The 17,255-nt window shown below is 52.9% G+C and carries 14 protein-coding genes and 2 pseudogenes; 11 read left to right on the top strand and 5 right to left on the bottom strand.

Features of this window, described 5'->3' with window-relative positions:
• Positions 1-185: 185 nt before the first annotated feature.
• A complete protein-coding gene (locus LQ229_RS00535) occupies positions 186-1,721 on the bottom strand; it encodes a glycosyl hydrolase family 18 protein (RefSeq protein ID WP_230190674.1) in 1,536 nt (511 codons plus the stop codon).
• Between the two features lie 431 nt (positions 1,722-2,152).
• Here LQ229_RS00535 and racE point away from each other — a divergent pair, with 431 nt between their 5' ends.
• The 8 genes from racE (at position 2,153) to LQ229_RS00495 (ending at position 7,607) form a co-directional block, all read left to right on the top strand.
• A complete protein-coding gene (gene racE, locus LQ229_RS00530; RefSeq protein WP_290370001.1) occupies positions 2,153-2,962 on the top strand; it encodes a glutamate racemase in 810 nt (269 codons plus the stop codon).
• Positions 2,963-3,141: 179 nt separating this feature from the next.
• Positions 3,142-4,347, top strand: a complete 1,206-nt coding sequence (locus LQ229_RS00525; RefSeq protein ID WP_216539447.1) for a M14 family zinc carboxypeptidase — start codon at positions 3,142-3,144, stop codon at positions 4,345-4,347.
• Between the two features lie 72 nt (positions 4,348-4,419).
• The gene (locus tag LQ229_RS00520; RefSeq protein WP_230190673.1) at positions 4,420-4,659 is read left to right on the top strand and encodes a hypothetical protein; all 240 of its coding nucleotides are present in this window, start codon (positions 4,420-4,422) and stop codon (positions 4,657-4,659) included.
• A gap of 90 nt (positions 4,660-4,749) precedes the next feature.
• Positions 4,750-5,052, top strand: coding sequence for an iron-sulfur cluster assembly accessory protein (locus LQ229_RS00515; RefSeq protein ID WP_216539451.1), 303 nt, complete (start codon positions 4,750-4,752; stop codon positions 5,050-5,052).
• A gap of 78 nt (positions 5,053-5,130) precedes the next feature.
• The gene (locus LQ229_RS00510; RefSeq protein WP_216539484.1) at positions 5,131-5,355 is read left to right on the top strand and encodes a DUF1450 domain-containing protein; all 225 of its coding nucleotides are present in this window, start codon (positions 5,131-5,133) and stop codon (positions 5,353-5,355) included.
• A 110-nt stretch (positions 5,356-5,465) separates the two neighbouring features.
• Complete coding sequence (locus LQ229_RS00505) at positions 5,466-5,735, top strand: hypothetical protein (RefSeq protein WP_216539453.1); 270 nt, start codon at positions 5,466-5,468, stop codon at positions 5,733-5,735.
• A gap of 159 nt (positions 5,736-5,894) precedes the next feature.
• Positions 5,895-6,728 carry an aldo/keto reductase gene (locus LQ229_RS00500; protein WP_216539455.1) on the top strand — a complete coding sequence of 278 codons (834 nt, stop codon included), beginning with the start codon at positions 5,895-5,897 and terminating at the stop codon, positions 6,726-6,728.
• A 30-nt stretch (positions 6,729-6,758) separates the two neighbouring features.
• Positions 6,759-7,607 (top strand): DegV family protein, encoded by an 849-nt coding sequence (locus LQ229_RS00495; RefSeq protein WP_216539457.1) that lies wholly within the window; start codon positions 6,759-6,761, stop codon positions 7,605-7,607.
• Positions 7,608-7,931: 324 nt separating this feature from the next.
• Here the strand turns inward: LQ229_RS00495 and LQ229_RS00490 are convergent, their stop codons facing one another.
• Together LQ229_RS00490 and LQ229_RS00485 are read right to left on the bottom strand one after the other, a co-directional pair.
• A complete protein-coding gene (locus tag LQ229_RS00490) occupies positions 7,932-9,905 on the bottom strand; it encodes an LTA synthase family protein (RefSeq protein ID WP_356709101.1) in 1,974 nt (657 codons plus the stop codon).
• A gap of 155 nt (positions 9,906-10,060) precedes the next feature.
• Complete coding sequence (locus LQ229_RS00485) at positions 10,061-11,200, bottom strand: class I SAM-dependent RNA methyltransferase (RefSeq protein ID WP_216539459.1); 1,140 nt, start codon at positions 11,198-11,200, stop codon at positions 10,061-10,063.
• Positions 11,201-11,306: 106 nt separating this feature from the next.
• Between LQ229_RS00485 and LQ229_RS00480 the strand changes: the two genes are divergently transcribed.
• Positions 11,307-11,936, top strand: coding sequence for an O-methyltransferase (locus tag LQ229_RS00480; RefSeq protein WP_216539460.1), 630 nt, complete (start codon positions 11,307-11,309; stop codon positions 11,934-11,936).
• A gap of 91 nt (positions 11,937-12,027) precedes the next feature.
• Here LQ229_RS00480 and LQ229_RS27235 read toward each other — a convergent pair.
• Positions 12,028-13,026: pseudogene (locus LQ229_RS27235) on the bottom strand (chitinase); the annotation flags it as partial.
• A 93-nt stretch (positions 13,027-13,119) separates the two neighbouring features.
• Positions 13,120-13,587 (bottom strand): annotated as a pseudogene (locus tag LQ229_RS27230) (carbohydrate-binding protein); the annotation flags it as partial.
• Positions 13,588-13,934: 347 nt separating this feature from the next.
• Here LQ229_RS27230 and LQ229_RS00470 point away from each other — a divergent pair.
• On the top strand, positions 13,935-15,587 hold the full coding sequence (locus LQ229_RS00470; RefSeq protein WP_216539462.1) for an FAD-dependent oxidoreductase: 1,653 nt from the start codon (positions 13,935-13,937) through the stop codon (positions 15,585-15,587).
• Positions 15,588-15,914: 327 nt separating this feature from the next.
• Positions 15,915-17,243, top strand: coding sequence for an ABC transporter substrate-binding protein (locus LQ229_RS00465; protein WP_216539463.1), 1,329 nt, complete (start codon positions 15,915-15,917; stop codon positions 17,241-17,243).
• Positions 17,244-17,255: the final 12 nt, after the last annotated feature.

Genomic DNA, 17,255 nt, shown 5'->3' with positions numbered 1-17,255 from the left:
TATAGTTCCTCTCGAAAATTGTAATATGGATTGATTATATGACGAAAAAATGGGGAAAAAGTTGCAATTCGGTTTCAATCCTCTCAAGCAAATCGGACAGGAGATGAAAAATCCCCCTGCCGCTGGCAAAGAAAGCGGCAGGGGGAAGAACTCAGGGGCGGCGGAACTCATTCAAACGGAACTTGTTAAGGCTGCAGCCCCCATAGCGCCGGTACATTGGGCGGTTCCCAGCCCGGCAAGGAGGTGTGCGCTTGGATGCATTTATAGGTGCTGCCGTTATAGATTACGAGATCGTTGACGCTGTACGCTTTGTACGGCTGCCAGGGGGCGGTGCCGGGTACGCCCGAGCTGTCGGTTGTGACGCTCAGCGCGCTGCTGGCCGCCGAGACGTTGCCCGCCGCATCCCGGGCTTTGACCGTGAAGCTGTAAGTCGTACCGGGACTTAGGCCGGTCACGGTATACGAAGTGCTTGCCGCAGTTCCTGCGAGCGTTCCGCCCCGGTACACTTCATATCCGGTTACGCCGACGTTATCCGTAGACGCGTTCCAGGACAAGCTGACGCTTGTGCTCGTTTTGCCCGTTGCCGTCAAGCCTGTCGGCGCCGTCGGCGGAGTCGTATCGCCGGGATTCGGACCGCCGCCGCCGCTAATTGCCGTGTGGATGGCATTCAGCAGTTCGCCGTTCATGTTTTGTCCGTATTCCCAGAAGAAGATGCCGCCAAGGTTGTTTTGCAGCACATAATTTGCTTTTTCCGTCAAGGATTGCGTATCGTCATAGCTGATAAATCTGCCGCCATTCGTCAAGTACGGCGCTTTTGCCGTGTTGTCCCATTGGCGGGTCCAGCCGTTTTTGTTGATATAGCTTTGGACCAGCGTGTCGTATGTGCCGTCGTCCAAGGCGCCGCGGGAATAGAAGGCGCCGCCGAGCATCAACTTCGCGCTCGGAACGCCGGCGTTTTTGTACAGCTGAATCGACTTGTGGCCGCTATAATTCGGGCTCAAAGATGAAGTGTAAAGGCTGGTATGATGCGTGTTGCTGTTCTCATGCATATCGTAGGTCATGTCGTTGATAAAATCAAAGTAAGGATGAACGGCGCCCAAGTCGATTCCTTCCAAACCGTAAGGCCCCGACGGCATAGCCGCCGTGATCAAATATTTGTTCGAACCGGTACGCCCGTCCGCCGCGCTGGCCGCATCGAACACTTCCCGCAGCTTTTGAATCAGTTTCGTGTAATTTTGCCTATCGTTTGCGGTCGGGTACTCCCAATCGAGATCGAGGCCGTCCAAACGATAGGTGCGCATGAATGATACGGCGTTATTCGCGAACGCGGTCCGGTTCGCATCCGTTGAAGCGACGGTAGGGAAGCCGCCCGTATTGCCCCAACCTCCGACCGATACGAGCACTTTCAGATGAGGATAGCTTGTCTTAAGCGAGGTGAGCTGATTCATGTTGTTTACGTTGCCGGGAATAATCTGCCCGCTGTTGTTGACGCTCGAAAAAGCATGGAAAATATGCGTTAATTTGTTCGCCTGAATCGTATTGACGGCCGGAAAATGCCAGTCGGCCACATACGCGCCGATAATTTTGCCGTTGATCGCGGAAATGCCGATCCGGCCGTCCGCGCCGGCCGACGGCTCGGCGGAGGCCGGAATCATCGCTAACGTTTGCAGCATTAACGCGATGATCGCAAAAATGGATAACAATCTTTTTTTCCTGGTCATACTCTTTGAAACCCCTTTCATTTTTTTGATGAAGATGGTTTCAAAACCGCTCCCGTCCGAACGCTCGGAACTTTATTTATAGGGCGATGAGCATGCTGCGCAACACGGTTTGGCGAAGGATCACATACGATTCATCTCCTTTCATTTATTCGTTGCAAGTAGAGACGACGGAGTTGTCCGTTTCACCTCCTTTCATAGAATTGAAACGCTTTAATTTTGCGGGAAAACGCGATATAAGCCAGTGTTTACTACTAATGTAAATTAAAGGATGAAATCTGTCAATCATAAAAAATAGCTAGTCTATTATTCCTGCGCTGAATGTCTCTTGAACCTTCGTATAAATTCGGTTAAGATTTAGGTACGTTTTCGAATAACAATTCATATTGTAACATGGAACGACTAACCTATATTTAGAAGGAAGCGGTGTGGACGTGCAGCAGGCAATCGCAATACTAGATTCGGGAGTGGGCGGTCTCACGGTAGTGAAAGAAGTGATGAGACAGCTTCCGCGGGAAAAGATTCTGTATTTCGGAGATACGGCACGCACCCCATACGGACCGCGTTCGCCCCAAGAAGTCACTTTATTTACGCAACAAATTGTAGATTATTTGCTTCAATTTCAACCTAAGATGGTCGTGATTGCTTGCAATACGGCAACGGCTGTTGCCTTGGAAACGATTCGCTCCCGCGTGAACGTTCCCGTCGTCGGAGTCATTCACCCCGGAGCGCGTGCGGCGATTAATGCGACGGAAACGGGATATGTCGGCGTCATCGGGACGGAAGGAACGATTCGCAGCAACGCCTACGTTCATGCTCTGAGAGAAATTTCGCCGCATATCGAAGTTGTCAGCGAGGCTTGTCCGCAGTTCGTTCCTCTCGTGGAGAAGGGGATGTTTCGCGATATGGAAACATGGAGAACGGTGCGGGAATCGTTGCAAAACCTTCGCTCGAAGCCGATCGATTGTTTAATTCTCGGCTGTACGCATTATCCCTTTCTGATGGAGCCGATCTCCGAAGTGATGGGGCCGCGCGTGAAGCTGATTAGTTCGGCGGACGAAACGGCCCGCGAGATTAGCGCCATCCTGTATCAATACGGCCAGCTTGCGAAAGCGGACGAAATTCCGGTGCACCAGTTTTTTTGCAGCGGAGATCCGAGAATGTTTCAAAAAATCGCTCAACAATGGTTAGGGGAACAGATTCAATTGACCCCTGTTGTATGGCAAGTGCCCAAAATCGTATAGCATAACGAAAAAGGAGTTGTCCCGAGTCGGCATCAGGCGGGGCGGCTCCTTTTTCGCGGCGGAGGGACACGGCATTGTCCGACGCGCCTCGCGGGGCAGCCGCGGAAATTGACACTCATGTTCGGACAAGTCGCAGCATATGCTCCAGTAAAGCGTAGTTCTAGAAGGAGGCTTAACCGATGTCATTTCCGTATGTCGCACAGAAGGGGGATACGTGGCTGCGCATCGCATCACGATATGCCATTCACCCGCACGCATTGCTCGCAGCCAATCCGCAGGCGAGCGAAGCAAGCTACGTCATTCCCGGCCAAGTCATCTACATTCCCGTCAGGCCGTTAAACGTATATATCATTCAAGCAGGCGATACGTTCTACGATATCGCCCGGCGATTCGCGGTCCCGATCCAGGCGCTTGCGGCCGCCAATGCGACGGTTCATCCGCAGCGTCTAAAGATCGGACAAAGCATCGTCATTCCGGTTCGCAAAAACGGGGAAATCGTGAAGGTCGAAGCGGAGTACGGGTATGCCCAATTAATGGAGGACATCGACTCGCTCTGCGGCAAATACGATTTTATACAATACGAAACGATCGGGAAAAGCGTAATGGGAAAACCGATTCCTGCGCTGCGCATCGGCAACGGCGAGTATAAGGTTCATTTTAACGGCGCCGTTCACGCCAATGAGTGGATCACGACGCCGCTGCTGATGAAATTTATCGAACGTTATGCCAGGGCATACCGGTCGGGCGGACCATGGCGCGGCCTCGATCCGCAGGAACGGATGAACAAGACGACATTATGGATCGTGCCGATGGTCAATCCCGACGGCGTGGAGTTGGTGCAGGAAGGAATTACGCCGCAGCATCCGTATTACAAGCAGCTGTTGCAATGGAATAACGGTTCGTTCCAATTCGCCCGTTGGAAAGCGAATATTCGCGGAGTCGATCTGAACGACCAGTTCCCCGCACATTGGGAGGAAGAGCGCAAGCGGCGCGGCAAATCCGGGCCCGGCCCGCGCGATTATACGTCCGAGCAGCCGCTTACCGAACCGGAAGCGGTCGCGCTTGCGGAATTCACGCGGAACAAGCGGTTTGACCTCGCCGTGTCGCTGCATACGCAAGGCCAGGAAATCTATTGGAACTACCGGGATTACGAACCGGAGGAATCGGAACGGATCGCGGAGAAATTCGCGCAAGCGAGCGGTTACCGGGCCGTCAAGCTGTCCGGCAGCGACGCGGGATTCAAAGACTGGTTCATCCAACAATTCCGCAAACCGGGCTTTACCGTTGAAGCGGGCATCGGGCTGAATCCGCTGCCGCACTATCATTTCAAAGATATATACAACGAGATGGAAGGTTTGTTCATCGAAGCGCTTAAAATCCGTTAAAGGCGGCTCGCGGGTTAGACTGTCCGTTCTTGAGAATACTAACAAGAACATTTGCCATAAGGGGCGGATACGATGAAAAGAAGCTGGTGGTCGCTGCGCCGCTGGGCGCATGTGCTGAAACGGATGCCGAAACTGATTTTCTCGAAACAAGTGTCGGTTTACGATAAATTGTTATTTTCCATCCCCGTTCTGCTCTATTGGGTGCTTCCCGATGTCTTGCCGCTGCTTCCGATTGACGATATAGGCGTCACCTTGTTTGCCATGCACTGGTTCGTCGATTACGTGGAACGCAAATATGCCGGTCTCCTGTAATCCTGTTGCTTTAGCGGAAGCGTTCTTTTACAATAAGAAGAGGATAACAAGCAATCTTAACGAACTTCGATAAAATAGGAGATGGCATTCATGAAATGCAAAATAACGCGCAACGCCGCGAAAGTGATCAAGCGGGAACTGGAAAAAGAGGAGAACGCAGAGCTGAAGCTGCGCGTCGTTGTCACGCACGCTCACGGCGACCATGCGCATTACGGCCTCGATTTGGACAAACCTACGGACAACGATGTTGTCGTTTCTACCGATAAGGAAATCGACGTCATATTGGCGAAGGACGAACCGATGCTTGACGGCGTAAAAATCGATTATTTATATTTTCCGCAAGAAGGGTTTGTCATTACCAATCCGTCCAAAGGGAATCACGGCGACCATTAAGGAAGCCGAGCCGACCGCGAACCCCGCGTTCGCTTGGGAAGCGAACGCATGCAACGACAAACAAGGGAAGGATCCGTTATGGCTAACGATATTCGCATATGCGATAAATGCAAACATATTAAAATGAAATCTATCCTGCCTAAATTAAAGCAATTGGCGCCCGACGCCGAAATTAAGATCGGATGCAAGTCGTATTGCGGCCCGTGCAACAAACGGGTATTTATATTCATCAACGGCCGGTACGTTACCGCGCCGACGGAAGACGAAGCGATCGAGAAGGCGAGCCAGTACGTGAAGCAATAAAGCGATGCTGACGCCGGTCGAACTTTACGGCTGCAGCGGGATAATTGTACCTTCGTTTGCTTATCCTAATCTTGAACCATTCGAATTAGGAGATGCAAGGAGGTAGTTCAATGGCAAGAAACGAAGATTCGTCGCTGCAATCGCAAAATCCGGTCTCGCAAGCGCAAAATTCCGTCGACAGGGCGCGCAACGCGATATCCCAGGCGCTGTCCCACCCGAACGAGCAAACGGTAGCGCAAGCGCAGAACGCGCTGGAACATGCGGAGAACGCCGTTGCCCAGATCGATGCGGGCGACAACCTGCAGCCTGTCCAACTCGTTCAACAAATGCTTCAAACCGAACAAGAGAGACTCCGGTCCGTGACCGACGAGCAACAGTAACACCGATGAAGACCAGTGCAAACGAAGTTTGCATGCGGTCTTTTTTTGACAGCAACCTTTAGCGGCTACACGGCGCGTTTCTTGGGATTGCCGTGAATGATATGGTATGATATTCATAGATTTATAACAATCTACCAAACTATGGGAGGACTGATCGAAATGCCGCAACATATTTCAGATTGCACCCGCTTGAACAACGGAGTGCTGATGCCTTGGTTCGGATTGGGCGTCTGGAAGGCGAAAGATGGGGACGAAGTTCGGCAGGCTGTTAGAACCGCAATTGAACTGGGATACCGCAGCATTGATACGGCAGCGGTATACGGGAATGAAACGGGCGTCGGGGAAGCGGTCGCCGAATGCGGAATTCCGCGCGATCAATTGTTCATTACGACAAAAGTTTGGAACGAGCATCAAGGTTATGAATCCACTTTGCGGGCGTTTGAAGAAAGCAGGCAAAAACTGCGGCTCGACTACGTTGATTTGTACTTGATTCATTGGCCGGTCAAAGGCAAGTACATAGATACGTGGAAGGCATTGCAAAAGCTATATAAAGAAGGCTATGTCCGTGCGATCGGCGTAAGCAATTTTCACGAACATCATCTGCAGGCGATTATGGCGGACGGCGAAATCGTGCCTGCGGTCGATCAGGTTGAATACCATCCGCGTCTCGCTCAAACCGAACTGCTGCGCTTTTGCAACGATCACGGCATCCAGATGGAAGCTTGGAGTCCGCTGATGCAAGGCAAACTGCTCGATCATCCGCTGCTTGCAGACATTGCCGCGAAATACGGCAAATCGGTCTCGCAAGTGATATTGCGTTGGGACTTGCAGAACGGAGTCGTAACGATTCCGAAATCGGTCAATCCCGGACGGATCGCGCAAAATGCCGACATATTCGATTTTGAGCTTGCGGCGGAAGATATGGAAGCGATCAACGGGATGAATACCGGGGAACGCGTTGGCACGAATCCGAACCAATTCGACGAACAATAGGTTGGGCCAAGTCTAATATCGAGGTGTATTATGGGAAGGATTAAAATTTTTTCCGACAGCACATGCGATTTGCCGCCGCAGCTTATCGAACGGCATCAAATCGGCATCGTGCCGCTGTATGTTTCGTTCGGCGAGAAGGCTTATCGCGACGGGGTCGATCTCCATACGGATCAGCTGTACGCCGAAGTTCGCGCCAAGGGCGAGCTGCCGAAAACGTCCGCGCCTTCGCCGGGCGATTTTATCGAGGCGTTCGCCCCGTTTATCGAACAGGGCGACGATATTCTCTATATCGGCATTTCGTCGCATTTATCCTCCACCTGCCAGAATGCGCTGATCGCCGCCGGGGAATTTCCGGAAGGGCGGGTTACCGTGTTCGATTCGCTCAATTTGTCTACAGGCATCGGGCTGCAGGTCATGAAAGCCGTACACGCCGCGGAGGCCGGCCGGAGCGTGGCGGAGATCGAGCGGATGCTGCAGGATGTGCGCGGCAAGGTAGAGACCGAATTTGTGATCGATACGCTGGAATTTTTATATAAGGGAGGGCGCTGCTCGGGCTTGCAGAACTTGATTGGAAGCCTGCTGAAAATCCGCCCTGTCATTAAAGTCAGCGACGGTAAAATGACGCCGGCGAGCAAAATTCGCGGGAAACGCGACAAAGCGCTGCAGCAACTGCTGGACAATGCGCTCGCCCGGAAGGAAGAGATGGACGGCGATATTATCTTCGTCACGCATTCGATGGCGGGGGAAGACGCGGAAGCGCTGCGCCAAACGCTTATAGAAAAGACGGGCGCGCGCGAAGTGCTCGTATCCGATGCGGGCTGCGTCATTTCGAGCCATTGCGGGCCGCAGACGATCGGCATTTTGTTTACCAAAAAATAAGGCTATAAGTATCCATCAGATCATTTTCTTGATACGGGGTTGTACAGGTTGTAAGGAATACAACATACGAGCCGTTAAAAAGGAGAAATGGGTTATTATGTTGTAAATCGTACAACAAGATCGCGAATAGGATAGCAAAAAGGCCCGATTTCACGCCAAAATGTTGTAGAAACTACAACAATGGCGTGATGGACGTATGGATAGTAAGCGAGATGTTGTATATTGTACAATATGGGTTCCAGCCTTCCTACGCAAGGGGAGAAATGGATAAATACAAACCGCCGGAGCGATGCGCTCCGGCGGTTTCCTCATGCTTTGCTGCGTTCATTTCCGGCGAAATTGCGCAATAAGATTGTGCATTATCACTTGATCGGAAATATTCAGCTCTTCTTTCGCCTTGTCGGCGATCGACCGGCAAGCGGCGACGTCCGTTTGCGTGCGGGTCGTCAGATCGTAGCAAGCTCCATGCTCGAAATTGCCGTCCGCCGCCGGTTTATAGTACCGCTCACCGTCCGTTGCGGCGCCCGAGCGCAAAATGACCGTTTTCGGATCCGAGGCAAACAGATTGTTTCCCATCATGTAATAGGACTCTCGGGGAATGCCAAGTAAGTATAAGAGCGACGGCGCCATATCCAACTGGCCGCCGACTTGCTCGTACGTTCCCGCGTGCGAGCCGTCCGGCAAATGGACGATCATCGGCACCTGATTGATGATTTGTTCGAGATCGAGCTCCGACAACGACCGGTCGAGCAACCGTTCGAGCGGTTCCGTTTCCGCAATGGAATTGTCGTGATCCCCGTAAAAGACGAAAATCGTTTGATCCCATAAGCCTCGTTCTTTCATTTGCGCGATCAGCTGTCCGACCGCGCCGTCCACATAATGCACGGCCTGCAAATAATCGCCGAACATCGTACCCTTCAGCTCCCCGACGTCCAGCAGCTGCCGTTCCGGCGGCAGGGAATACGGATGATGGCTCGATAATGTAATCAGAAACGAGTAGAAGGGCTGCCGCGATTGATCCATGAAATCCAGCGATTGGCGCATAAACGACGCGTCTGCCAGCGACCAGCCGAGCGGTTCGTCGATCTTGAAATCTTTTTTGCTGTAAAAGCGGTCGTAACCGATGTTTGCGTACATATTGTACCGATTCCAGAAGCTGGCCTCATAGGCATGATAGGCTCCGGTTTCATATCCTTGTTCCTTGAGGATGCGCGGCAGCGAATCGAACGTACCGCCGGGATACCGGGTAAATACCGATCCGGTCGGCAGCGGATGAAGCGAGGCGGCGGATGCAAATTCGGCGTCGGACGTGCGCCCTTGCCCGGTCTGATGATAATAGTTGCTGAAATACATGCTTTCCCGGATCAATGCGTTCAAATGCGGCGTAATTTCTTTCCCGCCGATTTGCCGGCCGATGACGAAATTTTGGAACGCCTCCGCCTGAATGACGATAACGTTCTTGTTGCGATAAGCGCCGAACAGCTCGTTTATCGGCTGCGGCTGTAGCTTGTTTGCCGCGAACCACCCGCGTATTTCCTCCGTCCGCTCCTCCGATATGCCTGGCTTGGACAGCCAATGTTCGTCGGCATACCGGTACAGGTCGTAACCGTGAAAGCCGATCAAGCCGGTCACATTGTACAGGGAAACGTTCCACCAATTGCCCTCGAACAGCCCTTTTGCCCATGTGGAAGTCGCTTTTGTAATCGGATAGTAGATGAACGAAACACCTAGAAGAAAAATAACGATGCTTACGCCGAATCGAAGCGCGAATTTGCCCCGCCCCGCCTTTTGGAAGAAACGGAACGTGCCGGCTTGTCTGCGGCGGCGGCCAATCGAGACGCAAGCGGCAATGAGAAGCGGCAGCAGAACCGCCAGATCGGCGAAGAAATAAAGATCTTTCCATGCCAGCAGCGATGCGATGCTGTCTCCGAGCGACCCGACCTGGCCGGCTTGCAGCAATACCGGCACGGAAATGAAATCTTTGAAATACCGGTAATAAATCAGATCGGCATATATAAGCGTCGACATAAAAACATTAAGCAGAAACAAGCTGACGAGCCTGCCGCGCTGCGGCAAAAAAACGACCCAAAATGAACAAACGAGTATGGAGCCGATCGCAACGTAATAATCGGACGATTCCATCCTCATGTAAGGAATGTTCGTATATCGGTCGAATAAAGTCAGCTTATAGCAAATGATCGCGATAAACAAAAAATATTCCATATACCGGATTCGTGCGATCCATTGCAAAGACAGGCGAATGCCCCGGTATGCGGTTTGAAGCGATGAGTACATCATGAAAAGCCCTTTCCCTTAAAAAATGTTCGCTTGCACCATATTCCCCATTATATCCAAAGTTTTCATAAAACTTAATTGGCATTACATGGGTAAGCGGAATGGCGATGAAAGGGGAGGGGGGGCTCCGGCGATGCGCTTCGGAACCCCCCGGCATATTAGGAACGGCGCGGGGGAAGCGGGCCTAAATATTGATAGTACTGGCATTCGATTCTGCCATTGTACAATTTGCGTCTCTTGTCGGCTTTGCGGCCGAAGTAGTGCTCGAACTGCTTGCCCGGGCTAAGCGCAAACACCGACCATGTCGGCAGCTGCGCGGCGGTGAAGCCAAGCTGGCGAATCACTTTCTCGGCTTGGTCGCTGTCGCCGAGCCGTTCGCCGTAAGGGGGATTCGTGATGATGCATCCGTAATCCCCCTCGGGCCGCGCTTTCGCGACCGGCAGGACGCGAAAGTCGATTTCCTTGGCGAGGCCGGCGGCCTTCGCCGCGGCGAGCGCGACATCGACGGCTGCGCTGTCGATGTCGGAAGCTGCGATTTGCAGCGGCACGTCGTCCCGCAGCAAATCGTAAGCTTCCTCCCTGGCCTGCTGCCACAGGGAGGCCGGCACCGCCGGCCACGCTTCGGCGTTGAACGCGCGCCGCAAGCCAGGCGCGATGTTCCAGCCGATCATCGCGGCCTCGATTGCGATCGTCCCCGACCCGCAGAACGGGTCGTATAGCGGACGATGCGCGTTCCAGCGGCTGAGCAGCACCATCGCCGCCGCCATCGTTTCCTTCAGCGGCGCTTCGGTGACGAGCTTCCGGTAGCCGCGTTTATGCAGCCCCGGACCGGTCGTATCCAGCGTTATCAGCGCCATATCGTTCAGCAGCGACACTTCGATCACATAACGCGGCCCGTTCTCGGGAAACCATTCCGTTTTATAGCGCTGCTTCATTTTCTCAACGACCGCTTTTTTGACGATGCCCTGACAGGCCGGCACGCTGCTGAGCTGAGATTTATGAGACTTGCCTTCCACCGGGAATTCGCCGTGCTCGGGAATCCAATCCGGCCACGGCAGCGCCTTGACCCCTTCGAACAATTCGTCGAACGTTCGCGCCGGGAACATGCCCATTTTGATTAATACGCGATCGGATGATCTGAGCCATAAGTTGGCCCGGCAAATATCGATCAGATCCCCTCGAAACATAACGCGCCCGTTTTCCGTTTGCGCATCTTCATATCCCAGTTCGCGCAACTCGCGCGCAACGACCGCTTCGAGTCCCATCGGCGCGGTTGCGATCAATTCCAATTTGCTCATGCTATCGGTTCACTCCACTTTGCGATTTCTGTTACAATGATTTCTGGTACAATCAAGTATAGGTGAATTTCAGCCAGGTTACAAACATGTAGGAGATGAGTTATATATGACGGTCGAAGAACAATATATGGATGCGCTCTATCCGGAGGATCCGGTGTTGGAACGGGTGAAGGCGAATATTCGCGAGCTTGGAATGCCGGAAATTTCGGTCGCGCCGAATTACGGCAGGCTGTTAACGCTGCTCGTTAATCTGTCGGGCGCGCGGCAAGTGCTGGAGATCGGCGCGCTTGGCGGGTATAGCGGCATATGCTTGGCCCGCGGATTAGCGGAAGGCGGATCGCTTGTTTCATTGGAGCTGGAGGAGGGGTACGCCGCCGTGGCGAAACGGCATTTGACCGAAGCGGGCTTCGGCGACCGCGTCTCTTATCGAATCGGCGAAGCCCTCGACTCGCTGGCGCAGTTGGAGCGGGAAGGGGCGAAGTTCGACTTTTTCTTTATCGACGCGGATAAGGAGAACTATCCGAATTATTTGGAATGGGCGATTCGCTTGGCCAATCCGGGCGCGGTTATTGCGGCCGACAACACATTGCTGCGCGGCCGCACTGTCAATCCGGACAAGAACGGCCCGTCCGTCTTGGCCGTGCGCCGCTTTAACGAACAAATCGCGCAGGACGAGCGGCTGCAAAGCGCCATGCTTCCGGCTTACGACGGTTTGGCCCTCGCTATGGTCAAGTAGAAGGGAGCATGGAAACGGCATCCCGCCCCGCTGGCATGCGGCGGCGGGATGCAAACATGGCGCCGGTTGCTTGAACCGAAGATGGACAGGGTTACTGTAGTTGATCCAAGGCCGAACTGCCGAACGAATGGAGTGCGGACCGTACATTATTGGCAAAGGCGTAACCGCTTGTCGCGTCCCAATTGATCGACCAAGTCATGACTCCGCGGAAGTTCGGATAACCGGAAGGTTTTTGCAATTGATACGTTCCTCCGTAAGACGTTCCCTGAACGATATATTTCAACGCTTTTTGAACGTCCGCCGCAGCGGTATAACCGCCGCCGGCCGCACTCGGTACCGCGGGCAAGCCGATGGCTACCTGATCCTCGCGCAGCGGCGGGAACACGTTATTCGGATTGCGGCCGATCGGGAAGCCGTGCAGCAGCATTTCCGCCATCGCGACTTGGAAGTCGGCGGTTCCTTGATTGTACACGCGTCCGTCAAGTCCTTCATTGCCTCCCGCATTGTAATGCTGGACATGAATGAAGTTCAGCTTGTCCCGCAAGGCGTGAATGACCGGCAGGTAGGCTCCCCACGGTCCGCCGTACGCGACAAGGCCGCCTTGCACGTAAGCCGTTTCCGGCGCCATTGTGAGCATAAAGTCCGGGCCGATATTGGCGCTGAGCTGGTTGACGGCGTTGATGAGGTTGACGATCTTCGGGGTGGTCGGATTGCGGAAATCGGTATCTCCGCCGGCCAAGGAAACGGAACCGCCCTCCAAATCGATATCCAGGCCGTCAAAGCCGTACGTTTGGATAATATTCGTCAGCGAAGCGACGAAATTGTGCACGTCCGCGGCACTCGCCAGTTCGACCGAACCGTTCTGGCCTCCGATCGAGATGAGCACCTTTTTGCCTTGGCTGTGCAAATAATCGATGTCGGCTTTGAATTCGTTCACCGTCGCGTTATACGGCGTAAACGTTAAGGTGGAACGGTCGGTGACCGTCTCGGCGAAGGCAACGTGAATCATATCGTAGAGCGGCGAAACGTCCCTTAGCTTCAGTGTCGTGGAACCGTTATTGAAATTATGCCAGTAGCCGATCACTAGCTTGCCCGGCAGCGGCGAAGGCCCCGGTCCGCCGCCCGGGTCGGCCGTCGTCACCGTAAGCGGAGCGCTGGGAACGGACACATTGCCCGCGGCGTCCTTCGCCCGAACGGTAAACGTATAGGACGTATTCGGCGTCAGTCCGCTTATCGTTGCGTTCGTTCCGGCCACGGTCGCGGCCGGCGTCTGATCGCGGTACACTTCATAGCCCGCGACGCCGACGTTATCCGTCGACGGGCTCCATCCGAGCGAGACGCTGTCAGGTCTTATCTCGGTAGAAACGAGATTGCCCGGAGCGGTAGGAGGCGCCGTATCCGGTTCGGGTTCCGGTCCGCCGCCGGATTGGAGTTCCCACAAAGCCGGCGTATTGGGAGGCTCCCAGCCGACCAGCGAAGTATGGGCGATTCTGCATTTATAGGACTGCTGGCCGTACGTTACCACGTCGTTCACTTGATACGAAGTGTTTGGAGCCCAGGGAGCAATTGCGAAAGCGCTTACAGGAATGAGGGGAAACAAGAGCGCAAAGATTACTGCAATACAATGAATTTTTCTGCGTATGACATTCATGTCGTCATCAACCTCCTTCATATTTTTGATATCCATTCATACGTCATTCTGCGCTGCGGATCGTTCACCTCCTTGTCATAAATTTGTTGCGTATTTCTAATAAACCACCGATATATATGGAAATACAAGGATAAATTTACATTTGAAAGGGATAAAATTATGCAAAATATGATTAAAATCACAAACAACTATTGAAATCTGCCTCAAACTTCGTTACGATATTGAAAAAATCAATATAAAACTTCATAACATGGTCGGAGAATAAGAAGAGGACCGCAAACAAATCCTTGATCGAGGCAAGGGTGTTGTTGCGGTCTTTTTGCTTTCTCCGGGAGGGGGAGTGCAGGATGAGACGAAAGTTTTCAAGTTTGGAGCGGGAAGGTCTGTTCGATTCGTTGCAGCAAGAAACGTTCGATATGCTTGTCATCGGAGGCGGAGTTACCGGAGCGGGCATCGCGCTCGATGGAGCCGTTCGCGGCTTGAAGGTGGCGCTGGTCGAGATGCAGGATTTCGCGGCGGGAACAAGCAGCCGTTCCACGAAACTGGTGCATGGCGGGCTCCGTTATTTGAAACAAGGGGAAATTAATCTCGTTAGGGAAGTAGGCCGCGAAAGGGCGATCGTTCACGGCAACGCGCAGCATGTCGTTACTCCCGAATGGATGCTGATGCCGATCGTAAAAGGAGGAACCTACGGGAAATTCGCGACTTCCATCGGTCTGTACGTTTACGATTGGCTGGCCGGAGTCAAACGGTCGGAACGGCGTAAAATGTTGAACAAAGAGCAGACGCTCTCCAAGGAGCCGCTGCTGCGCGACGATAAACTGCTCGCCGGAGGGTATTACGTGGAATACCGCACCGACGACGCGCGGCTGACGATCGAAATTATGAAAGCGGCGGCGGAACGGGGGGCCCTTGCCGTCAATTATGCGAAAGCGGAGCGCTTCGTTTACGAAGACGGCATTGTTTGCGGCGCGGTCGTGCGCGATGTATGGAGCGGCAAGGAAATACAGGTGAAAGCGGCGAAAATCGTCAATGCGGCGGGGCCGTGGGTCGATACGTTGCGCGAATTGGACCGTTCGAAACATGGGAAGCGCCTGCATCTGACCAAAGGCGTCCATATCGTGGTCGACCAGAGCCGGTTTCCGCTGCGGCAGGCGATTTATTTCGATACGCCGGACGGCCGGATGGTGTTCGCCATTCCGCGGGACGGCAAGGCGTATATCGGTACGACCGATACGAACTATGAAGGCGATCTCGTTCATCCGCGGATGACCAAGGAAGATTTGACCTATTTGCTGAATTCGGCCAACGACATGTTCCCTTCGCTTCGTTTGCGGGAGCAGGATGTCGAATCGAGTTGGGCCGGCCTGCGCCCGCTCATTCACGAAGACGGAAAGTCCCCGTCCGAATTGTCGCGCAAAGACGAGATTTTTATATCCCCCTCGGGCCTGGTCACTATTGCCGGGGGCAAATTAACGGGCTATCGGAAGATGGCCGAACGCATCGTCGATTTAATCGCCAAACAGCTGACGGAGGCGACGGGGAAGCCATTTCCCGGATGCACGACCGATCGTATAACGCTGTCCGGGGGAAACTTCCCGGAAGGATTCGACGCATTTCTGCGCCATAGTACGGAACAAGGCGTCAAACGCGGACTAAGCGAGCGGAACGCCCGCATCCTGGCGAACCGGTACGGCAGCAATACGCCGCTGGTGTTCGATCGATTCGCCAAAGTACGGGAGGCGGCGCAGCGGCTGGAAACGGATGTGGAGATGCTTGCCGCCTTGGACTATGGCATCGAAGAAGAGATGGTGGCCACGCCGGCGGATTTTCTGATTCGGCGTTCCAGCGCGGTCAATTTCGACATTCGCAGCGCGGAGCGGTGGGGCCGCGCGGTCGTCGCTTATATGGCCGAGGTTTTGCATTGGAGCGGCGAGGAGGCCGAACTGCAGTACGAGCGCTTCGTCAATGCGCTTTCTTACGCCAAAAACGCGATTTAATATTTTTTATGAATTTTTAACGAAAAATCCTTGTCAAAAATGTGACATGCATGTAGTATAATATAATAATTCGTTATTTATAACATTGGGTAGAGACGATGAGAGGCCCTTTGCATGAATAACGCTTTCGAAAGTTTGGAAGCGTTTCTATGCACGGGGGCTCTTTCTATTTTTATAAGGAAAAGGAGGATATTTCTGGAATATGTTCTCTATCCAACCGCATTTCCATTTATTATTCCGCAATATTAAGAAAACGCTTCCGCAATAGGCGGCTGCCAGGTACATATTCGGAAGCAAAGATCATTAACAATTAGGGGGAATAACGGAATGAAAAAGTTGGCTGTTCTTATGATTGCTCTTGTCATGATCCTGTCCGCATGCGGAAAAAGCAACAACGCTCAAGATTCGACAGGAGGATCGAGCGCACCTAAAGAAGGCGGCGGCAATAGCGGCAAACCGGTGGAACTTCAATTTTATTTTCCGGTAGCCGTTGGCGGACCGATTACGAAAATTATTGATAAATTGGCGGAAGATTTTCAGAAAGAAAACGAAAACATTAAAGTCAAACCGATTTACGGCGGAAGCTATCAAGATACGATGACAAAGGTTGCGACCGCGGTGCAGGGCGGAAACTCGCCGGACTTGGCCGTGTTGCTGTCGACCGATTTGTACACGCTCATTTCGATGAATGCGATCGAAGATTTGACGCCGAAGTTTTCGAAGGAATATTTGGACGGATTCTATGAAGCGTTCATGGGCAACACCAAATCGGGAGATACGGTATGGAGCATCCCGTTTCAACGCAGTACGATCGTGTTGTACTACAACAAAGAATTGTTTAAGCAAGCCGGCCTGGATCCCGAGAAAGCGCCCGCCAATTGGACGGAACTGAGAGAATTCGCGCAACAGCTGACCGTCAAGGACGCGCAAGGCAAAGTAACCCAATGGGGACTTGAAATTCCGAGCACCGGGTATCAATATTGGATGTTGCAAGCGCTGTCTTTGCAAAACGGCGACAACATTATGTCGAACGACGGCAAAGAAGTGTATTTCGATAAGCCGCATGTGGAAGAAGCGCTGCAGTTTTATGTCGATTTAGGCCGCAAAGATAAAGTGATGCCGGAAGGCGCAATCGAATGGGCGACCGTACCTTCCGATTTCATTAGCGGCAAAACCGCGATGATGTTCCATACGACAGGCAACTTGACGAAAGTGAAAAACGACGCGAATTTCGATTTCGGCGTAGCTTTCTTGCCGGCCAATAAACAATTCGGTTCGCCGACAGGCGGCGGCAACTTGTACGTGTTCAAGGACATTCCGGAAGAGAACAAAGAGGCGGCGATCAAATTCATCGAATTTTTGACAACGCCGGAGCGTGTTGCGCAATGGTCGATCGATACCGGATATGTAGGCACGACGAAAGCGGCTTACGAAACGGATTTGCTCAAAAAATATGTGGAAGATTTCCCGCAAGCGAAAGTGGCGAGAGATCAATTGGAATATGCGGACAGCGAATTGTCGACTTACCAGAACGGCCAAATTACGAAACTGTTTAACGACAACATTCAAGCCGCGCTGCTAGGCACGATCAGCCCGAAAGAGGCGCTGCAGAAATCGCAGCAGCAAGCCGACCAAATTTTGAAAAACTTTAAGTAATCCCGCAACTCA

The sequence above is a fragment of the Paenibacillus sp. CECT 9249 genome, from assembly GCF_918697855.1.
Lineage (GTDB): Bacteria > Bacillota > Bacilli > Paenibacillales > Paenibacillaceae > MSJ-34.
Note: the sequence above shows the minus strand (reverse complement) of the source record. Positions and strands in the feature narration are given on the sequence as shown.

Coding starts and splice junctions, on each gene's coding strand:
- LQ229_RS00485 (WP_216539459.1), bottom strand. CDS start 11,200: ATGAGCAAATTGGAATTGATCGCAACCGCGCCGATGGGACTCGAAGCG.
- LQ229_RS00465 (WP_216539463.1), top strand. CDS start 15,915: ATGAAAAAGTTGGCTGTTCTTATGATTGCTCTTGTCATGATCCTGTCC.
- LQ229_RS00515 (WP_216539451.1), top strand. CDS start 4,750: ATGAAATGCAAAATAACGCGCAACGCCGCGAAAGTGATCAAGCGGGAA.
- LQ229_RS00495 (WP_216539457.1), top strand. CDS start 6,759: ATGGGAAGGATTAAAATTTTTTCCGACAGCACATGCGATTTGCCGCCG.
- LQ229_RS00500 (WP_216539455.1), top strand. CDS start 5,895: ATGCCGCAACATATTTCAGATTGCACCCGCTTGAACAACGGAGTGCTG.
- LQ229_RS00470 (WP_216539462.1), top strand. CDS start 13,935: ATGAGACGAAAGTTTTCAAGTTTGGAGCGGGAAGGTCTGTTCGATTCG.
- LQ229_RS00505 (WP_216539453.1), top strand. CDS start 5,466: ATGGCAAGAAACGAAGATTCGTCGCTGCAATCGCAAAATCCGGTCTCG.
- LQ229_RS00490 (WP_356709101.1), bottom strand. CDS start 9,905: ATGATGTACTCATCGCTTCAAACCGCATACCGGGGCATTCGCCTGTCT.
- LQ229_RS00525 (WP_216539447.1), top strand. CDS start 3,142: ATGTCATTTCCGTATGTCGCACAGAAGGGGGATACGTGGCTGCGCATC.
- LQ229_RS00520 (WP_230190673.1), top strand. CDS start 4,420: ATGAAAAGAAGCTGGTGGTCGCTGCGCCGCTGGGCGCATGTGCTGAAA.
- LQ229_RS00510 (WP_216539484.1), top strand. CDS start 5,131: ATGGCTAACGATATTCGCATATGCGATAAATGCAAACATATTAAAATG.
- LQ229_RS00535 (WP_230190674.1), bottom strand. CDS start 1,721: ATGACCAGGAAAAAAAGATTGTTATCCATTTTTGCGATCATCGCGTTA.
- LQ229_RS00480 (WP_216539460.1), top strand. CDS start 11,307: ATGACGGTCGAAGAACAATATATGGATGCGCTCTATCCGGAGGATCCG.